Here is a 20,491-nt window from a genome sequence, read left to right on the forward strand (position 1 = left end):
AGGACGGACCATGAACGCGATCGGAGCCACCCGCTCCACGAGCAGCGGCGTCGCCATGCTCTCGCGTTCCTGTTGTCGCTGACCCCCTAGCAGCCCCGTCCCACCCCACGCACGCCCCCTGACGGGGCGCGCCCCGCCGCACCCCGAAACCGTGCGCGCCCCCACCTCTCGCACCACACGAACGGATACCCCTGTGTCCACCCATGCCCATCTCGGTGTCGACCTGTCCGACACCGGCGCCCGTGCCGCCGCCTGGCGCACCCACGGCTCCCAGGGTCAGCGCCTCTTCGACGCCGGCCGGCTCGAGGAGCTCGTCGCCGTCGCCCAGCGTGGCGCGCTCGACTTCGTCGTGTTCGACGACGACTTCGCGCTGCACCCCGGCGGCAGCACGAGCCGCCTCGACGCAGCCCTCGTCGCGGGTCGGCTGGCCCCCCGCACGCAGGGCATCGGGATCGTCGCGGCCGTCGGCACCACGCACACGGCCCCCGCGCACATCTCGACCGCGATCGCGACGATCGACCAGGCCAGCGGTGGTCGCGCCGGGTGGCAGGTCGGCTGGAGCACGCGTCTCGACGAGGTGCCGACCGCCGGTCCGCGGTCCACGTCCGCGCACGCGGCAGCGGTGCAGGGTGCCGCCGACGCCGCCGCGACGGTCGGCCGGCTCTGGGACAGCGCCGACGACCTGCCCGTGGTCCGTCCGCGGTTCACCACGCACGACGGCGTGAACTTCGCCGCCGGCAAGCCGAAGGCGACCGCCCGTCCCGCGCAGGGCCGCCCGCCCGTCGTCGTGCGGGCCACGACGCCCCCCGAGATCGACCTCGCCGGCCGGTACGCCGACGTGGTGCGCATCCGCGCGACGACTCGTGACGAGGCCGCGCAGACCCGCGCCCGTGTGCTGAGCGCGGTCGTCGCCGCCGGTCGCGACCCGCGCGACGTGCGCGTCCTGGTCGACGTCTACCTGATCGTCGGCCCGGACACCGCGAGCGCGCAGGCCCGCCTCGACATGCTCACCGACCTCGAGGGCGTCAGCTGGGACACCGGCTCGCTCGCGTTCGTCGGCACGTCCACCGGATTCGCCGACCTGGTCACCGACTGGCTCGACGCCGACGCGGTCGACGGCTTCACCGTCCGGCCGGCGTCCGTGCAGACCGACCTGGTCGCCCTTGTCGACGGAGTGCTGCCGGTCCTGCGAGCGGCGGACGCCTTCCGGTCCGAGTACCCCGGCCGGACGTTCCGCGACACGCTCGGCCTGCACAGCACCGCGGGCGCCGCCGCAGCTCACACGTACGCGGCCACGGCATGACGACCACCGACGAGCGCGTCGTGCGCTCCTACGCGTTGAGCGACCCGGCCGTGCGGCCCATGCTCGACGAGCTGGCGGTCGAGTACCTGACCCGCTACAGCGAGTTCTTCACCGAGGCCGACCTGCGCACCGAGCTCGAGCGGTATCCCGCGGAGCAGTTCGCGGCTCCCGACGGCGACCTCGTCCTGATCCTGGAGGACGAGGTCCCGGTGGCCGGCGGCGCCTTCCGGCTGCGTGCCGAGCCCGAGCTCGGCTCGGCAGACCTTCTCAGCCGGCCCGGCACGCGCGACGAGGACGGTCTGCCGACCGTCCGCACGGCTGAGTACAAGCGGATCTGGACGAGCTCGGCGCACCGTCGCCGTGGGCTCGCCCGGCTCGTCCTCGCCGAGCTCGAGGATCGTGCGGCCGCGGCCGGCTACGAGCGCCTGTACCTGACCACCGGTCCGCGGCAGCCCGAGGCCGCTGCGCTGTACCTGGCGACCGGCTGGCACCCCCTGTTCGACACCACCCTCCCCCCGGAGGAGATCGGCCCGCTGGCGTTCGAGAAGTGGCTCTGTCCGGAGCACGACGCCCCGCAGCCGTAGCTCCCGCAAGCAGCCCCCCGAACCCCGGAGTACCCGTGTCCACCGCCTTCCTGCACAAGGACGACGTCCAGCCGGACCTGTCTGACGTCGTCGTCCACGACGAACCCCGCGTCTACGCCGCCCGCCACCCCGCCCGCTGGGTGGCCACCGCGATCGTCGCCGTCCTGCTCGCGATGGTCGTCAGCTCGCTCGTCTCCAACCCCAGGTGGGAGTGGAGCATCGTCTGGCAGTACCTGACGTGGCCGTCCGTGCTCGACGGCCTGTGGGGCACCCTCCGGCTCACCGCCGCGGCCGCCGTGGTCGGCTTCGGGCTCGGCACGGTGCTCGCGCTGATGCGGCTGTCCAAGTCGCCGCTGCTGCGGTCCGTGGCCTGGGGCTACATCTGGATCTTCCGGTCCGTGCCCCTGATCCTGCAGCTCCTGCTCTGGTACAACCTCGCCTACCTGTACCCGCACCTGACGCTCGGGGTGCCGTTCGGTCCGTCGTTCGTCGAGCTCGACACGCTGTCCGTGATCGACAAGTTCGGCGCCGCGGTCCTGGGGCTCGGGCTCTCGCAGGCGGCCTACGCGTCCGAGATCATCCGCGCCGGGATCATCGGTGTCGACCAGGGCCAGCACGAGGCGGCCGCCGCCCTCGGACTGCCGAGACGTCGCCAGCAGCGGCGGATCATCCTGCCGCAGGCCATGCGGACGATCGTCCCGACCGCCGTCAACGAGATCATCGGCCTGGTCAAGGGCACCTCGGTGGTCTACGTCCTCGCGTACGGCGAGCTGTTCTACATCGTCGGTGTCATCTACGGCCGGAACCAGCGCGTGGTCCCGCTGCTCATCGTCGCGGGCATCTGGTACCTCGTCGTGACCACCGTCCTGACGGTCATCCAGTACTACCTGGAGCGGCACTACGCCAAGGGGGCCCTGCGTCAGCTGCCGCCGACCCCGATCCAGAAGGCTCGCTGGGGACTGGGCGTCACCTGGTCGCGGCTCACGGGCAGACCGTTGCCCCGAGATCTACCGCCCAGCTACGGGCGTGCTGCCCGCAACGCACTGGTCCGCACCGGTCGCCCCACCAACGAGGGAGGGTTCTGATGGCCGCCGGACTCGTCGAGGTGCGTGGCGTGCACAAGGCCTACGGGACGCTCGAGGTGCTCGACGGCATCGACCTGACCGTCCAGCCGGGCGAGGTCACCGTGATCCTCGGTCCGTCGGGCTCGGGCAAGTCGACGCTGCTGCGCGTGATCAACCACCTGGAGAAGGTGGACCGCGGGCTCATCTCGGTGGACGGCGACCTCATCGGCTACAAGCGACGCTCCGACGGGGCGCTGCAGGAGCTCAAGGAGAAGGACGTCCTGGCGCAGCGGACCCGGATCGGGTTCGTGTTCCAGAACTTCAACCTCTTCCCGCACCTGACCGCGCTCGAGAACGTCATCGAGGCCCCGATCTCGGCCCAGCACCGCCCCCGCGCCGAGGTGGTCGTCGAGGCGCGCGCCCTGCTCGAACGCGTCGGGCTCTCCGACAAGGCCGACGCCTACCCCCGCCAGCTGTCCGGCGGGCAGCAGCAGCGGGTGGCGATCGCTCGGGCCCTCGCGGTCAAGCCGGCGGTCGTGCTCTTCGACGAGCCGACGTCCGCGCTCGACCCGGAACTGGTCGGTGAGGTTCTCGACGTCATCCGGGACCTCGCCGCGACCGGCACGACGCTCGTCGTCGTGACGCACGAGATCGGCTTCGCCCGCGAGGTCGCCACCTCGATCGTCTTCATGGACAGCGGCCGGATCGTCGAGCAGGGACCGCCGTCCCAGGTGCTCGACGCCCCCCGGCACGCCCGCACCCGAGCCTTCCTGGACAAGGTGCTCTAGCTCCTCCGCCCGAACACACCCCTGACCGTCCCCGCACACCCGCGCGCCCTCGCGCACCCACCGAAAGAGAGACACTCCCGTGACCACACCCCTCCGACGCTCCCGGCTCCTGAGCGCACTGGCCGTCGCGCCCCTGCTGGCGCTCGCCGCGTGCAGCGGATCGGCCGCCGCGGAAGACGACGTCGCCGCCGAGCCCGCCGGCTCCGCGTCTGCCGCCGCCGGTCTGACCATCAACACGAGCCCCGACCAGGACCGCATCCACTCCACCGAGTCGGCCGACGCGATCGCGCTGCTGCCCGACGCGATCAAGGAGGCCGGCGTCCTGAAGGTCTCGACGACGGCCGGTGGCCTCCCGCCGCTCGGCTTCCTGGCCGACGACGAGAAGACCCCGATCGGCAACGAGCCCGACATCGCCTCGCTCGTCGCCGACGCGCTGGGCCTCAAGCTGGAGATCGAGGTCAAGGCGTGGGCCGACTGGCCGCTCGCGCTGCAGTCCGGTGACGTCGACGCGGTCATCTCGAACGTCACGGTGACCGAGGAGCGCAAGGAGCTCTACGACTTCTCGTCGTACCGCAACGACCAGCTCGGCTGGCTCACTGCCGCGGGCAGCGACATCAAGCAGATCAAGGAGCCCAAGGACATCGCGGGCCTGACGATCGGCGTCGGCTCCGGGACCAACCAGGAGAAGATCCTGCTGGCCTGGAACCAGGAGAACATCGACAACGGTCTCGAGCCGATCAAGGGCGGCGAGCCGGAGTACTACGAGAACTACTCCGACGTCCTGCTCGCCGTGCAGTCGGGTCGGCTCGACACCTACGTCGGGCCGAACGCGAGCCTGGCCTACAGTGCCGCGACCGCGCCCGACCAGTTCAAGGTCGTCGGCACGCTCAACGGCGGCTGGCCCGACACCGCGCAGATCGCCGTGGCGACGCTGAAGGGCTCCGGCCTGGCCGAGGCCGTGACCGCGGCGCTCAACCACACGTTCGAGGACGGCACGTACCAGCAGGTGCTCGAGCGCTGGGGCCTGGAGGCCGAGGCGATCGAGACGTCTGAGACGAACCCCCCGGGTCTGCCCAAGACCAGCTGAACCATCCTGAGCCGAGTGCCCCTGGTATTCACACCAGCGCACTCGACGGTGGCCGGCTGGGGTCGGGGGACGCCCGGCCGGCCACCGTGTTGTCATCTGCAGCGACGAGAGGACCCCCGATGGAGAACGTCGACCACCTGGTGATCGGCGGCGGCGTGATGGGTTCGGCGGCCGCGTGGCAGCTCGCCCGGCGCGGACGCTCGGTGGTCCTGCTCGAGCGGTTCGAGCCCGGGCACGCCCAGGGCGCGTCGCACGGTGCGTCCCGCATCTACCGTCAGACCTACGACCGCGCCGAGTACCTGGACCTGACGGTCGAGGCGCTCGGTCTGTGGCGTGAGCTGGAGGACGCGACAGGCGCGCGGCTGCTCACGCTCACCGGCGGCGTGAGCCACGGCGAGCCATCGCCGTCCGTGCTCGCAGCGTTCGAAGCACGTGGGATCCCGCACGAGGTGCTCTCACCGGCCGCGGCGAGCGAGCGGTGGTCCGGCCTGCGGTTCGAGGGGACGGTGCTGCACGAGACCCGGACCGCTGGTCGTCTGCACGCCGACCGGTCGGTCGCCGCGCTGCAGTCCGCGGCCGCCGCGCTCGGCGCTGACGTCCGGCACGGTGTCCGCGTGCTCGGCCTGACCGTCGGGTCGAGCGGTGTGGTCGTCGAGACCTCGGACGGTCCCCTGCGGGCCGGACGCGTCGTCCTCGCGGTCGGCGCCTGGACGAGCACGCTGCTCGGGCGACCCGCGCCCCTCGTCGTGACCCAGGAGCAGCCCGCCCACTTCGACCTCGCGCATCCCGCCGACTGGCCGTCGTTCACGCATCGCCCGCTCGGTGCGCATCCCTACCCGAGCGGGACGTACGGACTCCTCACGCCGGGCGAAGGCGTGAAGGTCGGGTTCCACGGCGTCGGACCCCTGACCGACCCCGACCACCGCTCGTTCACGCCCGAACCCGGGCAGCTCGCGCTCCTGCAGCGCTACGCGGAGCAGTGGCTGCCCGGCGTCGACGCGAGCAACCCGCACCCGATCTCGTGCACCTACACGACCACCCCCGACAGCGACTTCATCCTCGACCGTCGCGGTCCGCTGGTGGTCGCCGCCGGCTTCTCCGGCCACGGCTTCAAGTTCGGCCCCGCGATCGGTCGCGTGCTGGCCGACCTTGCCGACGAGCCCGTCGACGACCCCGTCCGGGCCTCCGATCCCGCCTTCCACCTGTCCCGTCTCGTCCCCCAGGAGTCCCGATGACCCGCCGCGTCCCTCTGTCCGTGCTCGACCTGGCACCCGTGTGGGAGGGCGGGACGGGCGCCGAGGCGCTCCGGGCCGCGCTCGACCGTGCGCGCCTCGTCGAGGAGTTGGGCTACCGGCGGATCTGGTTCGCCGAGCACCACCTCGCGCCCGGCGTCGCGTCCGCCGCACCCGGCGTGCTCGCCGCGCTGGCCGCCGGCGTGACGTCGACCCTCCGCGTCGGCTCGGCCGCGGTCCTGCTCGGCTCGACCAGCCCGGTCGTCGCCGCGGAGCAGTTCGGGACCATCGCCGCCGCCCACCCCGGGCGCGTGGACCTCGGCCTCGGACGCGCGTCGTTCCCACCGCCGCCCGACAAGGGCGACGCCCCGCGCGCCGTGCCGGAACGTGCCCACGGCTCTTCGGAGGACCGCATCGTCGACGGCCTGCTGGTCCCTGCCGACCCGCCCTTCAGCTTCCGCGACCCTGACCTGCTCGCGCGGTTCGTCGCGCAGCAGCGCTACCTGAGTGCGGGACGCACGCCGGGCGCGTTCACCGACGAGCTACGCACGGTGCTCGACCTGCAGGCCGGCACCGCGCGTTCCGACGACGGCCGCGAGGCGGTCAGCCCGGCGGTCGAGGGATCGGACCTGGACCTGTGGGTGCTCGCGTCGAGCGCGGGGGAGAGCGCGCGGGTCGCCGGTGAGCTCGGTCTGCCGCTCGCCGCGAACTACCACGTGAGCCCGTCCACGATCCTGGAGACCGTGGCCGCCTACCGCGACGCGTTCCGGCCCGGTGTCCTGGCGGCGCCCTACGTCGTCGTGTCGGCGGACGTGCTGGTCGCCGAGACGGTCGAGCAGGCGACGGCGCTGGCCGACCCGTTCGCCGCGTGGGTGCTCTCCATCCGCTCGGGTGCTCGCGCGATCCCCTACCCGCGCCCCGGCACGACGACCCCGTGGGACGAGCGGCCGGACCAGGAGCGCGCGCTGCTCCGCGACCGCATCGACACCCGCCTCGTCGGCGACGCGTCGTCGGTCGCGGCCGGCCTCGACGCGCTGGTCCGCGCGACCGGAGCCGACGAGCTCCTGCTCACCACGATCACGCACGACCCGTCCGACACGGCCCGCTCGTACGAGCTCCTCGCGCGCGAGTGGGGCCTGCGGGGCTCGCTCGTCGGTGCGGGCGCTCGGGCGGTCGCCTGACACGGTCCAGACATGAAGCGACCCGCCGAGACCTGGTCTCGGCGGGTCGCTTCGTCGGCGCTCAGACGGCCGTGTGGTCGCCGATCCGGTGGTAGGTGCGGTCGTGGTAGACGAGCGGGAGGGCCTCGTCGGAGATCCCGTGCTCGAGCGCCCGGATGGACACCAGGTACGAGCCGCCCACGGGCGCGCGCTGCACGATCCGGCCGCGGACCCACGAGACGGCCCCGTCGACGACGGGCTCCCCGGACTCGAGCGCCGTCCAGCCGCCCGCGGCGAACCGGTCGATGCCGCTCGTCGCGAACCGCGCCGACACGTCGTCCTGCCCGGAGGCCAGGAAGCTGATCGCGAGCGTGCGTGCGCGGGACAGCGGAGCCCACGACGACGAGGTCGACGCCAGTGAGAACGCCAGCAGCGGCGGCGCCGCGGACACGGAGATGACCGACGTGGCGGTGAAGCCCACGGGGCGACCGTCGTCTGCGAGGAACGTCACGACCGCGACACCCGCGGGGTGCCGTCGGAAGACCTCCTTGTACGCGTCGGGGGTCAGCTGCGGCTCGTCCTGCTGCACAAGGTCGTCCTGGAGGTGGCGAAGGGTATCGGCGGTCATCGGTCCGCTCCGACCAGGGCGGGTGCCAGCGATCGCTCGAGCGCACCGGAAGCGCGCTCGAGCCAGCGGTCGATCGCGGGGTCGAGGTCGGTGAGGTCGGCCTCGGTCACGGTGAGCGAGCGGGTCGGTACCGTCGCGCCGAGCTCGACGAGCAGCGGCCGCAGGTGGACCTCGCCGACCAGCGCGTGCGCCGGGTTGCCCGAGATCACGAGAGGCACCGCGACGACGCCGGCGAGCCCGTCGGGGCCGTACAGGTCGAGGAAGGACTTCAGCAGACCGGTGTAGGAGGCCTTGTACACGGGGGTCGCGACGACGAGCAGCCGGGCCCCGGCCACCGTGCGCAGCGCCGGGTCGAGCAGCGTCCTGTCCGCGGTGAACAGCTCGTGCCCGATCGTCGCGAGGTCGACCGACGTGACGTCGGAACCGAGCCGGGCGGCGACGTGCTGCGCGGCGGCGAGGGTGCGAGACCCCGGGCGAGGATTGCCGACGAGGGCGACGACGGACGGTTCTGGTTGGTGGACCACGGGGGTTCTCCTTGGCTTGTGCACTGGTGCTCGTACCTCGCCGCGAGTTGTAGCAACGTCGGCGCGCCCGACAAGGGGTTCTGCGGAGAATCCCGAATGACGGACACCTGCCGTCCGCAGGCAAAGCGCGAAAGGATGCGTGTCGAGATCGCGCGCACGGCTCCGACCACTGGGTGAGGGCCGGCCGAGCCGGACACGTGACGACACCAGGGAGCGCACCGTGAAGTACATGCTGCTGATGAAGTATTACGTCGAGGGCGTGCCGCCGATCGATACCTGGACGCCCGAGGACCTCCGCCGGCACATCCAGTTCCAGCACGACCTCGACGCGGAGCTGGTGGCCAACGGCGAGCTGGTCGGCGCCGGCGGGCTCGCCTGGCCGGACCAGGCGAAGCTCGTGCGCAGCGACGGCGTGCAGCCTCCGGTCATCACCGACGGGCCGTTCGCCGAGTCGAAGGAGTTCCTCGCGGGGTTCTGGACGGTCGACGTCGAGAGCGAGGCCCGTGCCGTCGAGATCGCCGCGAAGGCGTCGGCGGCCCCCGGACCGGACGGCGTGCCGATCCAGCAGGTGATCGAGGTCCGCGCCCTGATGGAGGCACCCGACGTCACCGAGTGAGCCCACCGTCGACGACGACCTGCTGCGCAGTCTCGCGCCGCAGGTCCTCGCGGTGCTGGTGCGCAGGTCGGGCGACCTCGCGGACGCCCAGGACGCGTTGCAGGAGGCGCTGCTGGCGGCCGCGACGCAGTGGCCCGTCGACGGGGTGCCGGACAACCCGCACGGCTGGCTCGTGGTCGTCGGCCAGCGCCGGCTCGTGGACGCGTGGCGTGCGCAGGAGTCCCGGCGACGTCGCGAGGAGCTCGTCGCGCCACCGGAGGCCGTCTACGACACCCCGTCGGGAGACGACTCGCTGCTGCTCCTCTTCGGTTGCTGCCACCCGGCGCTGTCACCCCCGTCCGCGATCGCGCTGACTCTCCGGTCCGTCGGCGGCCTGACGACCGCGGAGATCGCGCGGGCGTTCCTGGTACCCGAAGCGACGATGGCGCAGCGTCTGAGCCGATCGCGCCGGACGCTGCGCGAGCTCGACGGGCCGTTCCGGATGCCGTCGGCGGACGAGTACGTCGAGCGGCTGCGGGCCGTGCTGCGGGTGCTCTACCTGATGTTCAACGAGGGGTACGCGAGCACGTCGGGGCCGTCGGTTGCCCGCGCCGACCTGGCTGTCGAGGCGCTGCGCCTGACCCGTGCCTTGCACGCGAGCCTGCCCGACGACCCTGAGGTGTCCGGTCTGCTGGCACTGATCCTGCTGACCGACGCCCGCAGGCCCGCCCGTACGGGGCCGCAGGGCCAGCTGGTCGCCCTCCCGGACCAGGACCGCTCGCGGTGGGACGCGTCGATGATCGCGGAAGGGGTCGCGCTTGTCGAGGACGCGCTCGCGCGCGGGACCGTCGGCGAGTACCAGCTCCAGGCGGCGATCGCGGCGGTGCACGACGAGGCGACGTCGGCCGACGACACGGACTGGCCTCAGCTGCTCGCGCTGTACGGGCTGCTCGAACGCATGACCGGCAACCCGATGGTGACGCTCAACCGTGCGGTCGCCGTCGCGATGGTCCACGGACCGTCGGCCGGTCTGGCGCTGCTCGACACGCTCGACGCGTCCCTGGGCGCGCACCACCGGCTCGCTGCCGTCCGGGGCCACCTGCTCGAGCGTGCCGGAGACCCGCTCGGTGCCGCCGATCAGCTGCTCGTGGCGTCGCGACGCACGAGGAGCCTCGCCGAGCGTGACTACCTGCTGCTTCAGGTGAGCCGCCTGCGACACCCGTCAGAGTGACGCGTTGGACCATTCGGGTGGCCCGATATGTCCGATCTTGCGGGTTTGTCCGTTCCGCCAGACGATGAACCGATCGCACCTCCCGCGACGCAGAGCCGTCTGACCCCAGGCGCCGAGGGAAAGGCACGACTGTGCAGAACGAGCCAGACATCTCGCTGCAGAACGGCGCCCACGACATCGCTCGCTCGCGCGAGCGGATCCGACGCCGGCGTGTGGTGCGCCTGCTGACCGTCCTGCTGGTCGCCGAGACCTGGGTCATCGCCCGGCTGCTCGCCGACAAGCCGGTGATCCCCCGGCTCCCGCCGATGGACCCGTTCCTCGTCACCATGGTCCTGTTCTTCGGTGCACTCCTCCTGCTCGCGGTCCTGGGTCAGGGCATCACGTCGCGCTCGACGCACATCGTCGTGCGGCCCGAGCAGGTCGACGTGACGCTCGACGACGTCATCGGCATCGACGCCGTCAAGGAGGACGTCCGCCGCTCGCTCGAGCTGTTCCAGACGCACCAGCAGTTCGCTGACCAGATGGGTGGCTCGCCCCGCCGCGGCCTGTTGTTCGAGGGCCCTCCGGGAACCGGCAAGACGATGACCGCGAAGGCGATGGCCGCCGAAGCCGGCGTCCCGTTCCTGTTCATCTCCGCGACCTCGATGCAGTCCGTCTACTACGGCGGCACCGCGAAGAAGATCCGCTCGTACTTCAAGGCGCTGCGCAAAGCGGCCCGCACCGAGGGCGGCGCGATCGGGTTCATCGACGAGATCGACGCCATCGGCGTGCGTCGCGACGCCATGAGCCGCTCGTCCTTCAGCCCGCTCGACCAGGTGCGCATGGGGCGCGACCCGCGCGCGATCCTGAGCCCGTTGAACGCGGACGCGACCGGCGGCGTGGTCAACGAGCTGCTCGTGCAGATGCAGTCGTTCGACGTGCCGTCGCCTGGCGACCGGTTCGTCAACTGGTTCATCTCGCGCGCGAACCTGTTCCTGCCCGGGAACCGCCAGCGGCCGCTGCGCAAGCCGGGCAAGGCGCCGATCCTGCTGCTCGCCGCGACCAACCGCGCCGCCGCGCTCGACCCCGCGCTCGTGCGGCCGGGCCGTTTCGACCGGTGCCTGTCCTTCGCGGCCCCGGACGTGCACGGCCGGCGCGCGCTCGTCGACCACTTCCTGTCGTCGCGCTCGGTCGACGAGGAGCTCTCCGACCAGACGCTGCGCGACCGGCTCGCTGCCGCGACGAGCGGCTGGACGCCGGTGATGATCGAGCACCTCATGGACGAGGCGCTCGTCAACGCCCTGCGCCGCGGCTCGCGGACCATGAACTACGCCGACATCGAGCACGCCCGCATCACCGAGATGGTCGGCATCGGCCAGCCGGTCACGTACACGCTGCACGAGCAGAAGCTCATCGCGACGCACGAGGCGGGGCACGCGGTCACGGCCTGGCTCGTCGCCCCGACCCGCACCCTGGAGGTGCTGACGATCGTCCGTCGTGGCGAGGCGCTCGGCTTGCTCGCGCACAACGACTGCGACGAGGTCTACACGCGTTCCCAGTACGACCTGCGCGCGCTCGTGCAGATCGCGATGGGTGGCTGGGTCGCCGAGGAGCTGTTCTTCGGCCAGACGAGCACGGGTCCCGCCGGAGACCTCGCCGCCGCGACCCGGACCGCCGCCCAGATGGTCGGCGCGGCCGGCATGACGGGGTCGCTGATCTCGTTCGCCGCGACCCCGCACGACCTGGTCTCCGCTGTGCTGTCCGACAAGCCCTCCCGCGACCAGCTCGAGGCCGTGCTCGACGACGCTCGCAGCTCGGTCCGTCGGCTGCTGTCCAAGCACCGCTACCTCGTCGAGGCCCTCCGGGACGCGCTCCTCGAGCGGCACGAGCTCATCGGCATCGAGATCACCGACGTCCTCGAGCAGGCCATCGTCGCCCAGGCCAGGATCAGCGCCGAGGTCGAGGCCGGGAACCGGGCTGCCGTGGCGGCCGGCGCGGCTGTGGCCGAGGCTGCTGCCGCCGCGCGACTCCGCGTCGCCTGACCGGGGCGGCGCGCGACCCGTGCGAGCGGGGAGTGCGCCACCCGGGGCCTGAGAGCGATTTACTTCGAGCATGCTGGAAGTCATCGGTTGGGCCGGCTCGATCCTCATCATCGTCTCGCTCACGCAGGCACGAGTGCTCCGGTTCCGGGTGCTCAACCTGGTGGGAGCTCTGCTGGCGACCGGGTACAACGCGGCCATCGGCGTGTGGCCCTTCGCGGCGATGAACGCCGTCATCACCGTGATCGACCTCTACTGGCTCTGGCGGCTGACGCGGGAGCGGCACGACGACGACGTGTACGCGGTCGTCGAGGTGTCCTTCGACGACGCCTACCTGCGGCACATCCTGCGGGTGCACGGTGACGACATCACGCAGTTCCAGCCGGCGTTCGAGCTCGACGCGCCGACCGCGCCGGAGAACGGCCGGGCGTCGTTCCTCGTCGTGCGCGGGGACGAGACGGTCGGGGTGGTCGTCGTGCGCGGGGTGGGTGACGGCGTCGGACGCGTCGAGCTCGACTGGGTGACGCCGCGGTTCCGGGACTTCACGCCAGGCGAGTTCGTGTACCGCCGCAGCGGCGTGTTCGCGGCGCACGGGTTCCGCTCGCTCGTCGTGGAGCCGGGCCCGAAGAGCACCGAGTACCTGGAGCGCGTCGGGTTCCGGTCCCAGGACGGGGTGTGGCAGCGGCCGGTCGACGTCGCCGCCTGACCCTCGCGCACCAGACCTCGCCGGGTCGCCTAGCCTGTCGGCGTGCCCGAGGGTCATTCCGTCCACCGCATCGCCCGCCAGCTCGGGCTCGACCTCGTCGGCCGTCGCCTTGCCGTGAGCTCCCCGCAGGGGCGGTTCGCCGCAGGGGCCGGGCGGATCGACGGCCAGGTCCTCGTCGGGTCCCGCGCGGTCGGAAAGCAGCTGTTCCTGGAGTTCGAGTCCGGTGACGTCCTGCGCGTCCACCTCGGCCTGTACGGGGCGTGGGACTTCTACGGTCGACTGACCCCTCTCGCGCCGGGCGAGGTCGCCCGCGGGAGCATGGGCGCGCCGCGCCTGCGTCGGGCGGTCCGCATGGGTGAGGACGAGCGCACGAGCGATCCCGGCGACGAGTCGGACTTCCCGCCCGCTCCGGTCGGTCAGGTCCGGGTGCGCCTGGTGTCCGACGAGACGGTCGCCGACCTGCGCGGGCCGTCCGCGTGCGAGGTGCTCGACCCGTCCGAGGCGGCCACGGCGCTCGCGCGCCTGGGCCCGGACCCGGTCACCTCCGGGGAGGCGGGCCGGGACGTCATGGTCGGGCGGCTGACGTCACGCAACGTCGCGGTCGGCCAGCTCCTGATGGACCAGGCGGTCGTCGCGGGGATCGGCAACATCTACCGCGCCGAGCTGCTCTTCCGTGCCCGCCTCGACCCGCACACGCCGGGCCGCCGCGTCCCGCGCGAGGTCGCCGGCGCGCTCTGGGACGACTGGGCAGTGCTCCTGGCCGAGGGCATCCGCACCGGCATCATCGTCACGCGGGACGTGTCTGCCGACGAGGCGCTCGCCGATCCGACCCTGCGCAACTGGGTCTACCACCGCACGGGTCTGCCGTGCCTGGTCAGCGGCACCCCGGTCGTCGTCGAGGCGATGGCCGGGCGCAACCTCTACTGGTGCCCGACCTGTCAGGTCTAGCCGGTCGCCGCGTCGAGCCCGAGCAGCCTGCGCCAGGCGCGGTGGTGCTCGACCGTGACACCCTCGTACCCGGGCAGCTGGGCGAACGCCTCACGCACCTGGCCGGTCTCGGACTCGAGGACGGCCGGCCCTTCGTCGACGAACGTGTACTGCGCGCCACCCGCGACCTCGGCCGTGTCCGTCTCGACGCCGACCGTGAACGGCACGCCGGCGGCCGACGCGGCGACGACCGCCGTACCAGCCAGCGACACGATGCCGTCCGGCCCCTGGGCGTGGTCGCTGAACGCCACGACCCCGATGGACGAGGCCCGGGCGAGCACCTCGTCGAGCACGGTCCCCTGACCGTACGGCTCGTGCGCGAGCCACCACGGCGCGTCGATCCCGAGCCCGACGCCGGAGGGCAGCCCGGCCAGCACGTGGTCGAGCAGCGCCAGCCACTGACCCAGGACACGGGGTCGGTCGTTCGTCCACGCGGGCGTGGTCCACGGCTCGACGTCGAGCTGCACGGTGTGGCCGCCGCCCGAGCGCAGCGCGGCGAGCGCCCAGGTCAGGGCGAGGGCAGGTTCGGGAAGCCAGCCCGGGTCGCCGCCGAGCGGGCCGACCTGCACGGACGCCTCGCGCAGCGCGGTGCTCGCGGCAGCGAACCAGTCGCCCACCGGTCCCTCGTCGGCGGCCCACGGCGCGGACAGGAACACCCGAGCGAGACCGCGCGACGCGCAGAACTCGACGAGGGCGTCAGGTGCGGCGGGTGCGTATCCCCGCCCGCGCGCGTCGACCGACGGGAGCACAGGGTTGTCCCACGCCCACATGGAGGTGAGCGCGGAGCTGCTCACAGTGCGACGGAGCCGGTCATGGTGCGTCGTGCCCGGAGGGGAACGCCAGCTCGCCGACGGGCACCTCGACGGCCAGCGTGTTGGCGCGCGTGGCCAGCGGGCAGGTCCACGCCGGGTTGTAGGCGCACGACGGGTTGTAGGCGAAGTTCAGGTCGACGACGAGCCGGTCGTCCGCCATGCCGTGGTCCGCGCCCTTGATCGTGTCGAGGACGTACCGGCCGCCGCCGTAGGTCGAGGTACCGGCCAGAGCGTCGCGGACCGGGAGGAAGAGCCCGCCTCCATAGGTCTTGAGCGACCAGACGGCCAACGACCCGAGCGTCCCGAGCCGCACAGTCCCGATGCGTTCGAACGCCACGACGCCGTCGGTCGCGGTGGCGACGTCCATCCGCTGCTCACCGGCCGGCTCGAGGAGCGCCTCGAACCGGAAGGCGGGGTCGTAGGGCGCGACGTCCAGGCCCGCGAAGGACGCGGACGTGACGACGTCGAGCGGTGAGGCAGGGTGCGTCGCGAAGAGCTCGTCGCGCTGCTGCACCCACACCCCGTGCGCGGCCTGCGGGTCCTTCGCGGCGATCCGCCGGACGTCGGCGTACATCTGGGCGACTCGGCGGCGCCAGTCGGCTATGGCCACAGGGTCGAAGGCCGACGCAGGTGCTGTCACGAGAACCACCGTCGCACGTGGGAGCCGTATCCGGCGACCTGATGTCCGCATCCTGTGCACCGATCTGCCTCGGCCCTCGCCCTGTGTGAGTGTGGAGCACATGGATCTGCGCATCTTCATCGAGCCCCAGCAAGGGGCCTCCTACGACGACCAGCTCGCCGTGGCCAAGGCCACCGAGGACCTCGGCTTCGACGCCTTCTTCCGCTCCGACCACTACCTACGGATGGGGGCGGGCGACGGTCTGCCCGGTCCGACGGACTCCTGGACCACTCTGGCGGGCCTCGCGCGCGAGACCTCGCGGATCAAGCTCGGAACGCTCGTCTCGTCGGCCACGTTCCGTCACCCGGGGATCCTGGCGATCCAGGTCGCGCAGGTCGACCAGATGTCGGGCGGCCGGGTCGAGCTCGGGCTGGGTGCGGGCTGGTTCGAGCGAGAGCACGCCGCGTACGGCATCCCGTTCCCGGCCAAGCGGTTCGGCCTGTTCGCGGAGCAGCTCGAGATCATCACAGGGCTGTGGAGCTCGACCGGGCCGTACAGCTTCCACGGCGAGCACTACGACCTGACGGACTCGCCCGCGCTCCCGAAGCCCGTCGGTAGCATCCCGCTGATCATCGGTGGGGGCGGCGCGACGAAGACCCCGGCGCTCGCGGCCAGGTACGCCACCGAGTTCAACCTGAACTTCCCGGCACCCCAGGACGTCGAGGCTCGCGTCAAGGTGCTGACGGCGGCGTGCGAGGCCGTCGGACGGGACCCGCAGACGCTCACGATCTCGGCGGCCAACGTGCTCTGCGCGGGTCGCGACGACGCCGAGGTGGCTCGCCGTGCGGCGGCCATCGGCCGCGACGTGCAGGAGCTCCGGGAGAACGGGTTCGCCGGCACCCCGTCGGCGCTCGTCGACCGGATCGGCGCGTTCGGTGAGCTCGGGGTGAGCCGCATCTACCTGCAGGTTCTCGACCTGCAGGACCTGGACCACCTGGCGTTCGTGGCGTCCGAGGTCGCGAGCCAGCTCTAGGCGGAGACCAGCGACGTGGTCGGCACCTCGAGCGACGGGTCCGCTCGGGGTGCCCGGATCAGCACGACGACCGTGTGCACGAGCAGGAAGACCAGGGCGACGTTGCGCGCCGCGAGGACCAGGGTCAGGCCCGGGCCCTGGTTGATGACCTCGCTGTAGAACCACGGGAACACGAGCTGCGTCGCGCCGGCGACCCCGAGCGTGACCCAGGCGGTGAGGCCCCACCCAGGCAGGCGCAGAGCGAGCGCGACGGCGACCGGCGGCGCCAGCCAGGTCATGTACTGCGGTGAGCCGACCTTGTTGAACACGATGAGCACGAGCGTGATGAGCATCGCGCCGCGGATCAGCATCTCGGTGCGCGCCAGGCCACCCGACCACAGGGCGGCGCCGATCCGTTCGCGACGCCACCACAGGAGCAGCACGGCGAGGGCGAGCATCACGGGCTGGAGGATGCCGAGGACGTCGACGGCGGCCTGCGTGCCCGGACCGACGATCTCCCACGTGATGATCGGCTCGTTGAGGAATGGCCGGACCTGCGACGAGAACAGCCCGGCGATGATCCACACGGTCGCACCGGGCGACTCGATCTGGAGCCCGCGCTTGTCCTGCTCGGTGAGGAACGACGCGACGTGCGAGAACCCGCCGCCGAGCGCGACCGCGCCGACGATGACCAGGCTGACCAGGGCGCCGGGCACGACGACGCTGCGCCAGGGCCGTCGGACGGCGAAGAACATCGACAGCAGGAGCGCGCCAGGCGCGACCTTGACCCAGGCGGCCGCGGTCAGCAGCGACGTCGCGATGCGCGGGTGGTTGAGCGCGATGGCCAGCGCGACGATGATGACCGGCGCGACCAACCCGTCCAGCCGCCCCATCGCGATCGGCCCGAGCAGCAGCAGGAACGCCAGCCACCACCACGCACCGGTCGTGCTGCCACCGTCGCCGGGCCGGTCGGGCCGGGGGACCCGCAGCAGGAACGCCAGGGCGATCGCGTCGAGCACGGTGACCATGACTGCCCACACCGTCGCGTACTGCGAGTGGTCGCCCGTGCCGCCCGCCGCCGCCGCGATCATCGGGAGGATCGCGCCTGCCGGGTACACCCAGTCGCCCCCCAGCACGGGCCACTGGCCCTGGTGCAGGCCGAGCCACATCCAGTACCGGTAGAGCTCGAGGTCCCAGAACGCCTTCGCCGGGATCATCACCAGACCGACGAACGCCAACCACGCGTGCACGAGGACGAAGAACATCCAGACGGCAGGCTTGGAGCTCAGCAGGTTCTGGCGCAGGGGGACCTCCCAGGACATGACCCGAATCGGGACCGTGGCGGTGCGGATGCCAGGCTAGTCCGCGAGCCTGTGCCTCAGGTGGCCAGACCCGGCGGTCAGCCCGACGGCGTCGGCGCAGGGGTCTGCGCGGTCGAGGCGAACTCCTCGTACGGGGTGCAACCAGCCGGTGGGACGAGCGGGACGGCCGGGTCCAGAGTGACCTCCTCGACCGGCTTCAGCCCGTCGAACTTGTCGCCGAGGGCCACGTTGACGGTGGCGTCCTCGCCGCCGAGCGCCAGCATCGTCGCGCCGTCGAACTGCGCCAGGAGCGTGTAGGCCTGGGTCACGCCGTTCTTGCCGAACGAGATGCGCGCGACGCCGTCGACGCCCTCGACCGTGTCGGTGCTGCCGACCGTGAAGCCGCGCGAGGCCAGGTCTGCCGCGGTAGCGGCTGCGAGGCCCGTCCGCGTGGTCCCGTTGTTCACGTTCACCACGACGGTGGCGTACGCGGCCGGCATCGCGCCGACCGGCGGGCAGGGATACGGCTTCTGCGTCACGGTCGGGCTGGGTGCCTGCGCGATCGCCCGGTCGAGGCCGGGGAGGTCGAGGTTCCCGGTGTAGACGGCGGCCGACGCCAGTCCGACGAGCGCCAGCCCTGCGAGCAGCACGCCGAAGATGACCGCCTGTCGTTCGTGCATGTGGCGGCGGCGCAGCTGCCGGTTGCGATCGAGCTCGCTCACGGAGTCCCCCGCGCGGCGTCGTCGCTGGGAAGCACGAGAACCCGTGCGTGCAGCACGGGCCGCTGGTGCAGAGCGGCTCGGACGGCCCGGTGGAGCCCGTCCTCGAGGTACATGACGCCGCGGTACTGGACGACGTGCGCGAACATGTCGCCGTAGAACGTCGAGTCCTCCGCGAGCAGCGCGTCGAGGTCGAGCGTCCGCTTCGTCGTCGTCAGCTCGTCGAGCCGGATCTGGCGTGGAGGGACCTCGGCCCACTGCTTGGCCGTGGTCAGGCCATGGTCCGGATAGGGCCTGCCCTCGCCCACGGCCTTGAAGATCACGGAGGGAGTCTAAGCGGAGCGGGCGTCGCGTGTTCGACAAAAGGCCCGGGGATCACCCTCGGGCAAGGCGGCGTGTGGTCTCGTCGAGCGCAGCGACGTGCACCTGCTCGACATCGTCCGCGAGAGCGGTGTGCTCCCAGGTGTGGGCCGTGAGCTCGAGGGCGAAGGCGAGACCGAGGTGGTAGTCGATCCCCGGGTCGGGCGAGGGCGCGGAGACCGTCGGTAGCGGTCGTGTGAGGGACGTCCGAGGGCGTTCCCCGTCGCCGCAGTAGTCCGAGACCGCGACAGCCCCCGACGAGCGGGTCGCGTGGTGGAACCTGGCGAGCTCGGCGAGCTCGAAGCCCGCCGCGATCCCCGAGCGGATGCCGGGCGGCAGCGGCGCAGGACGGAGCGCGATCGGCCGGGCCGGCGTCGTGGCGTGAACCTTCGGACCGAAGGGCCGGCCGTACAGGTCGAAGATCGCGGGGTGGTGCTCGCCGATGATGTCGATGACCGTCGTGCTGAGCGTCATGGATCTCCCCTGGTCGCGACGACGCGCTGCGCCTCGTCGGGAAGAGAGCGCGGAGGCGTCGCAGATACGTCCTGTCGGCATCTGAGGTCGGCTGGGGAACGACGAAGCCCCCGCGGCCCAGGGGGCGGCGGGGGCTTCTCGACGAGTGGCCGGCGGATCAGGCGCGGTAGACGGCCGTGATCGGGCAGTTGAACGGGTCGCGGTCGGACATGCCGACGGTGTTCAGGTACTTCACGATGATCGCGTACGACTTGGGCAGGGAGACCTGCATGTACGGGATGTTGTGCTCCTTGCAGTACGCCTGCACGATCGGCTTGGCGCGACGCAGGGACGGCCGGGGCATCGACGGGAACAGGTGGTGCTCGACCTGGTGGTTGAGGCCGCCCATCAGCACGTCGACCCACTTGCCACCGCCGATGTTGCGGCTGGTGAGCACCTGGCGGCGCAGGAAGTCGAGGCGCGAGTCCTTGGGGATCAGGGGCATGCCCTTGTGGTTCGGGGCGAACGAGGCGCCCATGTAGAACCCGAAGACGCCCATCTGCACGGCCAGGAACACCAGCGCGATCGGCCAGGACATCACGAGGAAGACGAGGGCGAGGCCGCCACCGAGCCGGATGGTCATCATGACGATCTCGGCGGCGCGGTGCTCGAGCTTGTCCCGCGACGAGAGGCGCTTGATCGCGGCGATGTGCAGCGCGAGGCCCTCGAGGAACAGCAGCGGGAAGAAGAAGAAGCCCTGGTGACGCAGGAACCAGACGGACCACTTCGAGGTGCGCTTCGCGGCCTGCTCGGGCGTGAACGCGAGGACCTCGAGGTCGATGTCCGGGTCGGCGTCGATCTTGTTCGGGTTGGCGTGGTGGCGCGTGTGCTTGCGCTGCCACCAGCCGTGGCTCAAGCCGACGAACAGGTCGGCGAGCACGAGGGAGGTCCAGTTGTTCGCGCGTCCGTCGGCGAAGATCTGCCGGTGCGCGGCGTCGTGGCCGAGGAAGGCGACCTGCGTGAGGATGACGGCGGCGGCGAAGGCCACGGCCACCTGCCACCAGGAGTCGCCGACCAGGATGATCGTCGCGACGAGGCCGAGGACGGCCAGCACGGCTGCGGAGAGCCGCACCGCGTAGTGCGCGGGCCGACGCTTCATCAGGCCGGCGGCCTGGACGGTGCGTGTCAGCTCGGTGAAGTCGCTGACGGCTCGGTCACGGGCGCGGGTGGGTAGGGCTGTTGTCGAGCTCATGAGGGGTCCCCTCCATCGTGCGTGGCGCGCAGACGTGCGTGTGGAACGACATCCTC

General features: G+C 71.9%; 22 protein-coding genes. 13 read left to right on the forward strand and 9 right to left on the reverse strand.

All coding sequences use genetic code 11. From position 1 onward, the window contains the following. The first annotated feature begins 193 nt into the window (after window positions 1–193). From AC1DPN_RS01015 to AC1DPN_RS01045, 7 genes are all read left to right on the forward strand, one after another. Window positions 194–1,303 (forward strand): LLM class flavin-dependent oxidoreductase, encoded by a 1,110-nt coding sequence (locus AC1DPN_RS01015; RefSeq protein ID WP_477082867.1) that lies wholly within the window; start codon window positions 194–196, stop codon window positions 1,301–1,303. Next, the gene (locus tag AC1DPN_RS01020) at window positions 1,300–1,887 is read left to right on the forward strand and encodes a GNAT family N-acetyltransferase (protein ID WP_477082868.1); all 588 of its coding nucleotides are present in this window, start codon (window positions 1,300–1,302) and stop codon (window positions 1,885–1,887) included. The genes AC1DPN_RS01015 and AC1DPN_RS01020 overlap by 4 nt, the downstream gene beginning before the upstream one ends. 50 nt (window positions 1,888–1,937) lie before the next feature. Continuing rightward, the gene (locus tag AC1DPN_RS01025; protein WP_477083825.1) at window positions 1,938–2,972 is read left to right on the forward strand and encodes an amino acid ABC transporter permease; all 1,035 of its coding nucleotides are present in this window, start codon (window positions 1,938–1,940) and stop codon (window positions 2,970–2,972) included. Continuing rightward, window positions 2,972–3,739 carry an amino acid ABC transporter ATP-binding protein gene (locus AC1DPN_RS01030; RefSeq protein ID WP_477082869.1) on the forward strand — a complete coding sequence of 256 codons (768 nt, stop codon included), beginning with the start codon at window positions 2,972–2,974 and terminating at the stop codon, window positions 3,737–3,739. Before AC1DPN_RS01025 ends, AC1DPN_RS01030 begins: the two co-directional genes overlap by 1 nt. A 79-nt stretch (window positions 3,740–3,818) precedes the next feature. Continuing rightward, the gene (locus tag AC1DPN_RS01035; protein ID WP_477082870.1) at window positions 3,819–4,826 is read left to right on the forward strand and encodes an ABC transporter substrate-binding protein; all 1,008 of its coding nucleotides are present in this window, start codon (window positions 3,819–3,821) and stop codon (window positions 4,824–4,826) included. Window positions 4,827–4,945: 119 nt separating this feature from the next. Then, window positions 4,946–6,061 carry an FAD-dependent oxidoreductase gene (locus tag AC1DPN_RS01040; RefSeq protein ID WP_477082871.1) on the forward strand — a complete coding sequence of 372 codons (1,116 nt, stop codon included), beginning with the start codon at window positions 4,946–4,948 and terminating at the stop codon, window positions 6,059–6,061. Next, a complete protein-coding gene (locus AC1DPN_RS01045; RefSeq protein ID WP_477082872.1) occupies window positions 6,058–7,239 on the forward strand; it encodes an LLM class flavin-dependent oxidoreductase in 1,182 nt (393 codons plus the stop codon). Before AC1DPN_RS01040 ends, AC1DPN_RS01045 begins: the two co-directional genes overlap by 4 nt. A 61-nt stretch (window positions 7,240–7,300) precedes the next feature. Here the strand turns inward: AC1DPN_RS01045 and AC1DPN_RS01050 are convergent, their stop codons facing one another. Both AC1DPN_RS01050 and AC1DPN_RS01055 read right to left on the reverse strand, forming a co-directional pair. After that, window positions 7,301–7,846: a flavin reductase family protein gene (locus tag AC1DPN_RS01050; protein WP_477082873.1), complete on the reverse strand. Its 546-nt coding sequence runs from the start codon at window positions 7,844–7,846 to the stop codon at window positions 7,301–7,303. Next, the gene (locus tag AC1DPN_RS01055) at window positions 7,843–8,370 is read right to left on the reverse strand and encodes an NADPH-dependent FMN reductase (RefSeq protein WP_477082874.1); all 528 of its coding nucleotides are present in this window, start codon (window positions 8,368–8,370) and stop codon (window positions 7,843–7,845) included. The genes AC1DPN_RS01050 and AC1DPN_RS01055 overlap by 4 nt, the downstream gene beginning before the upstream one ends. Before the next feature lie 229 nt (window positions 8,371–8,599). Between AC1DPN_RS01055 and AC1DPN_RS01060 the strand changes: the two genes are divergently transcribed. The 5 genes from AC1DPN_RS01060 to AC1DPN_RS01080 all read left to right on the forward strand — a co-directional run bounded on the left by AC1DPN_RS01060 (window position 8,600) and on the right by AC1DPN_RS01080 (window position 13,868). Beyond that, complete coding sequence (locus tag AC1DPN_RS01060; RefSeq protein ID WP_477083826.1) at window positions 8,600–8,986, forward strand: YciI family protein; 387 nt, start codon at window positions 8,600–8,602, stop codon at window positions 8,984–8,986. Between the two features lie 22 nt (window positions 8,987–9,008). Next, complete coding sequence (locus AC1DPN_RS01065; protein ID WP_477083827.1) at window positions 9,009–10,196, forward strand: RNA polymerase sigma factor; 1,188 nt, start codon at window positions 9,009–9,011, stop codon at window positions 10,194–10,196. Between the two features lie 131 nt (window positions 10,197–10,327). Continuing rightward, window positions 10,328–12,217, forward strand: coding sequence for an AAA family ATPase (locus AC1DPN_RS01070; RefSeq protein ID WP_477082875.1), 1,890 nt, complete (start codon window positions 10,328–10,330; stop codon window positions 12,215–12,217). Window positions 12,218–12,287: 70 nt separating this feature from the next. Continuing rightward, window positions 12,288–12,920: a hypothetical protein gene (locus AC1DPN_RS01075; RefSeq protein WP_477082876.1), complete on the forward strand. Its 633-nt coding sequence runs from the start codon at window positions 12,288–12,290 to the stop codon at window positions 12,918–12,920. Window positions 12,921–12,962: 42 nt separating this feature from the next. Continuing rightward, window positions 12,963–13,868 carry an Fpg/Nei family DNA glycosylase gene (locus AC1DPN_RS01080; protein WP_477082877.1) on the forward strand — a complete coding sequence of 302 codons (906 nt, stop codon included), beginning with the start codon at window positions 12,963–12,965 and terminating at the stop codon, window positions 13,866–13,868. On the opposite strand, the gene AC1DPN_RS01085 is transcribed toward AC1DPN_RS01080, so the two are convergent. Both AC1DPN_RS01085 and AC1DPN_RS01090 read right to left on the reverse strand, forming a co-directional pair. Then, entirely contained in the window at window positions 13,865–14,701 is an 837-nt protein-coding gene (locus tag AC1DPN_RS01085) for a hypothetical protein (protein ID WP_477082878.1), read from the reverse strand. The genes AC1DPN_RS01080 and AC1DPN_RS01085 overlap by 4 nt on opposite strands. 16 nt (window positions 14,702–14,717) lie before the next feature. Next, complete coding sequence (locus tag AC1DPN_RS01090) at window positions 14,718–15,293, reverse strand: DUF1684 domain-containing protein (RefSeq protein ID WP_477083828.1); 576 nt, start codon at window positions 15,291–15,293, stop codon at window positions 14,718–14,720. A gap of 166 nt (window positions 15,294–15,459) precedes the next feature. Between AC1DPN_RS01090 and AC1DPN_RS01095 the strand changes: the two genes are divergently transcribed. Next, complete coding sequence (locus tag AC1DPN_RS01095; RefSeq protein WP_477082879.1) at window positions 15,460–16,371, forward strand: LLM class F420-dependent oxidoreductase; 912 nt, start codon at window positions 15,460–15,462, stop codon at window positions 16,369–16,371. Here AC1DPN_RS01095 and AC1DPN_RS01100 read toward each other — a convergent pair. The 5 genes from AC1DPN_RS01100 to AC1DPN_RS01120 all read right to left on the reverse strand — a co-directional run bounded on the left by AC1DPN_RS01100 (window position 16,368) and on the right by AC1DPN_RS01120 (window position 20,435). Continuing rightward, window positions 16,368–17,672: a glycosyltransferase 87 family protein gene (locus tag AC1DPN_RS01100; protein WP_477082880.1), complete on the reverse strand. Its 1,305-nt coding sequence runs from the start codon at window positions 17,670–17,672 to the stop codon at window positions 16,368–16,370. The two genes, AC1DPN_RS01095 and AC1DPN_RS01100, sit on opposite strands and share 4 nt — an antisense overlap. Window positions 17,673–17,749: 77 nt before the next feature. Next, window positions 17,750–18,373, reverse strand: a complete 624-nt coding sequence (locus tag AC1DPN_RS01105; RefSeq protein ID WP_477082881.1) for a LytR C-terminal domain-containing protein — start codon at window positions 18,371–18,373, stop codon at window positions 17,750–17,752. Beyond that, window positions 18,370–18,693 (reverse strand): type II toxin-antitoxin system VapB family antitoxin, encoded by a 324-nt coding sequence (locus tag AC1DPN_RS01110; protein WP_477082882.1) that lies wholly within the window; start codon window positions 18,691–18,693, stop codon window positions 18,370–18,372. The genes AC1DPN_RS01105 and AC1DPN_RS01110 overlap by 4 nt, the downstream gene beginning before the upstream one ends. A gap of 52 nt (window positions 18,694–18,745) precedes the next feature. Then, on the reverse strand, window positions 18,746–19,204 hold the full coding sequence (locus AC1DPN_RS01115; RefSeq protein ID WP_477082883.1) for a hypothetical protein: 459 nt from the start codon (window positions 19,202–19,204) through the stop codon (window positions 18,746–18,748). A gap of 157 nt (window positions 19,205–19,361) precedes the next feature. Next, a complete protein-coding gene (locus AC1DPN_RS01120; RefSeq protein ID WP_477082884.1) occupies window positions 19,362–20,435 on the reverse strand; it encodes a fatty acid desaturase family protein in 1,074 nt (357 codons plus the stop codon). Between the last annotated feature and the right edge of the window lie 56 nt (window positions 20,436–20,491).

The sequence above is a fragment of the Cellulomonas sp. P4_H4 genome, from assembly GCF_056400865.1.

Excerpts from the sequence above, each read along its gene's own strand:
- AC1DPN_RS01060 (WP_477083826.1), top strand. The coding sequence starts at position 8,600 with ATGCTGCTGATGAAGTATTACGTCGAGGGCGTGCCGCCGATCGATACC.
- AC1DPN_RS01050 (WP_477082873.1), bottom strand. The coding sequence starts at position 7,846 with ATGACCGCCGATACCCTTCGCCACCTCCAGGACGACCTTGTGCAGCAG.
- AC1DPN_RS01030 (WP_477082869.1), top strand. The coding sequence starts at position 2,972 with ATGGCCGCCGGACTCGTCGAGGTGCGTGGCGTGCACAAGGCCTACGGG.
- AC1DPN_RS01095 (WP_477082879.1), top strand. The coding sequence starts at position 15,460 with ATGGATCTGCGCATCTTCATCGAGCCCCAGCAAGGGGCCTCCTACGAC.
- AC1DPN_RS01020 (WP_477082868.1), top strand. The coding sequence starts at position 1,300 with ATGACGACCACCGACGAGCGCGTCGTGCGCTCCTACGCGTTGAGCGAC.
- AC1DPN_RS01115 (WP_477082883.1), bottom strand. The coding sequence starts at position 19,204 with ATGACGCTCAGCACGACGGTCATCGACATCATCGGCGAGCACCACCCC.
- AC1DPN_RS01075 (WP_477082876.1), top strand. The coding sequence starts at position 12,288 with ATGCTGGAAGTCATCGGTTGGGCCGGCTCGATCCTCATCATCGTCTCG.
- AC1DPN_RS01100 (WP_477082880.1), bottom strand. The coding sequence starts at position 17,672 with ATGTCCTGGGAGGTCCCCCTGCGCCAGAACCTGCTGAGCTCCAAGCCT.
- AC1DPN_RS01040 (WP_477082871.1), top strand. The coding sequence starts at position 4,946 with ATGGAGAACGTCGACCACCTGGTGATCGGCGGCGGCGTGATGGGTTCG.
- AC1DPN_RS01090 (WP_477083828.1), bottom strand. The coding sequence starts at position 15,293 with ATGTACGCCGACGTCCGGCGGATCGCCGCGAAGGACCCGCAGGCCGCG.
- AC1DPN_RS01120 (WP_477082884.1), bottom strand. The coding sequence starts at position 20,435 with ATGAGCTCGACAACAGCCCTACCCACCCGCGCCCGTGACCGAGCCGTC.
- AC1DPN_RS01045 (WP_477082872.1), top strand. The coding sequence starts at position 6,058 with ATGACCCGCCGCGTCCCTCTGTCCGTGCTCGACCTGGCACCCGTGTGG.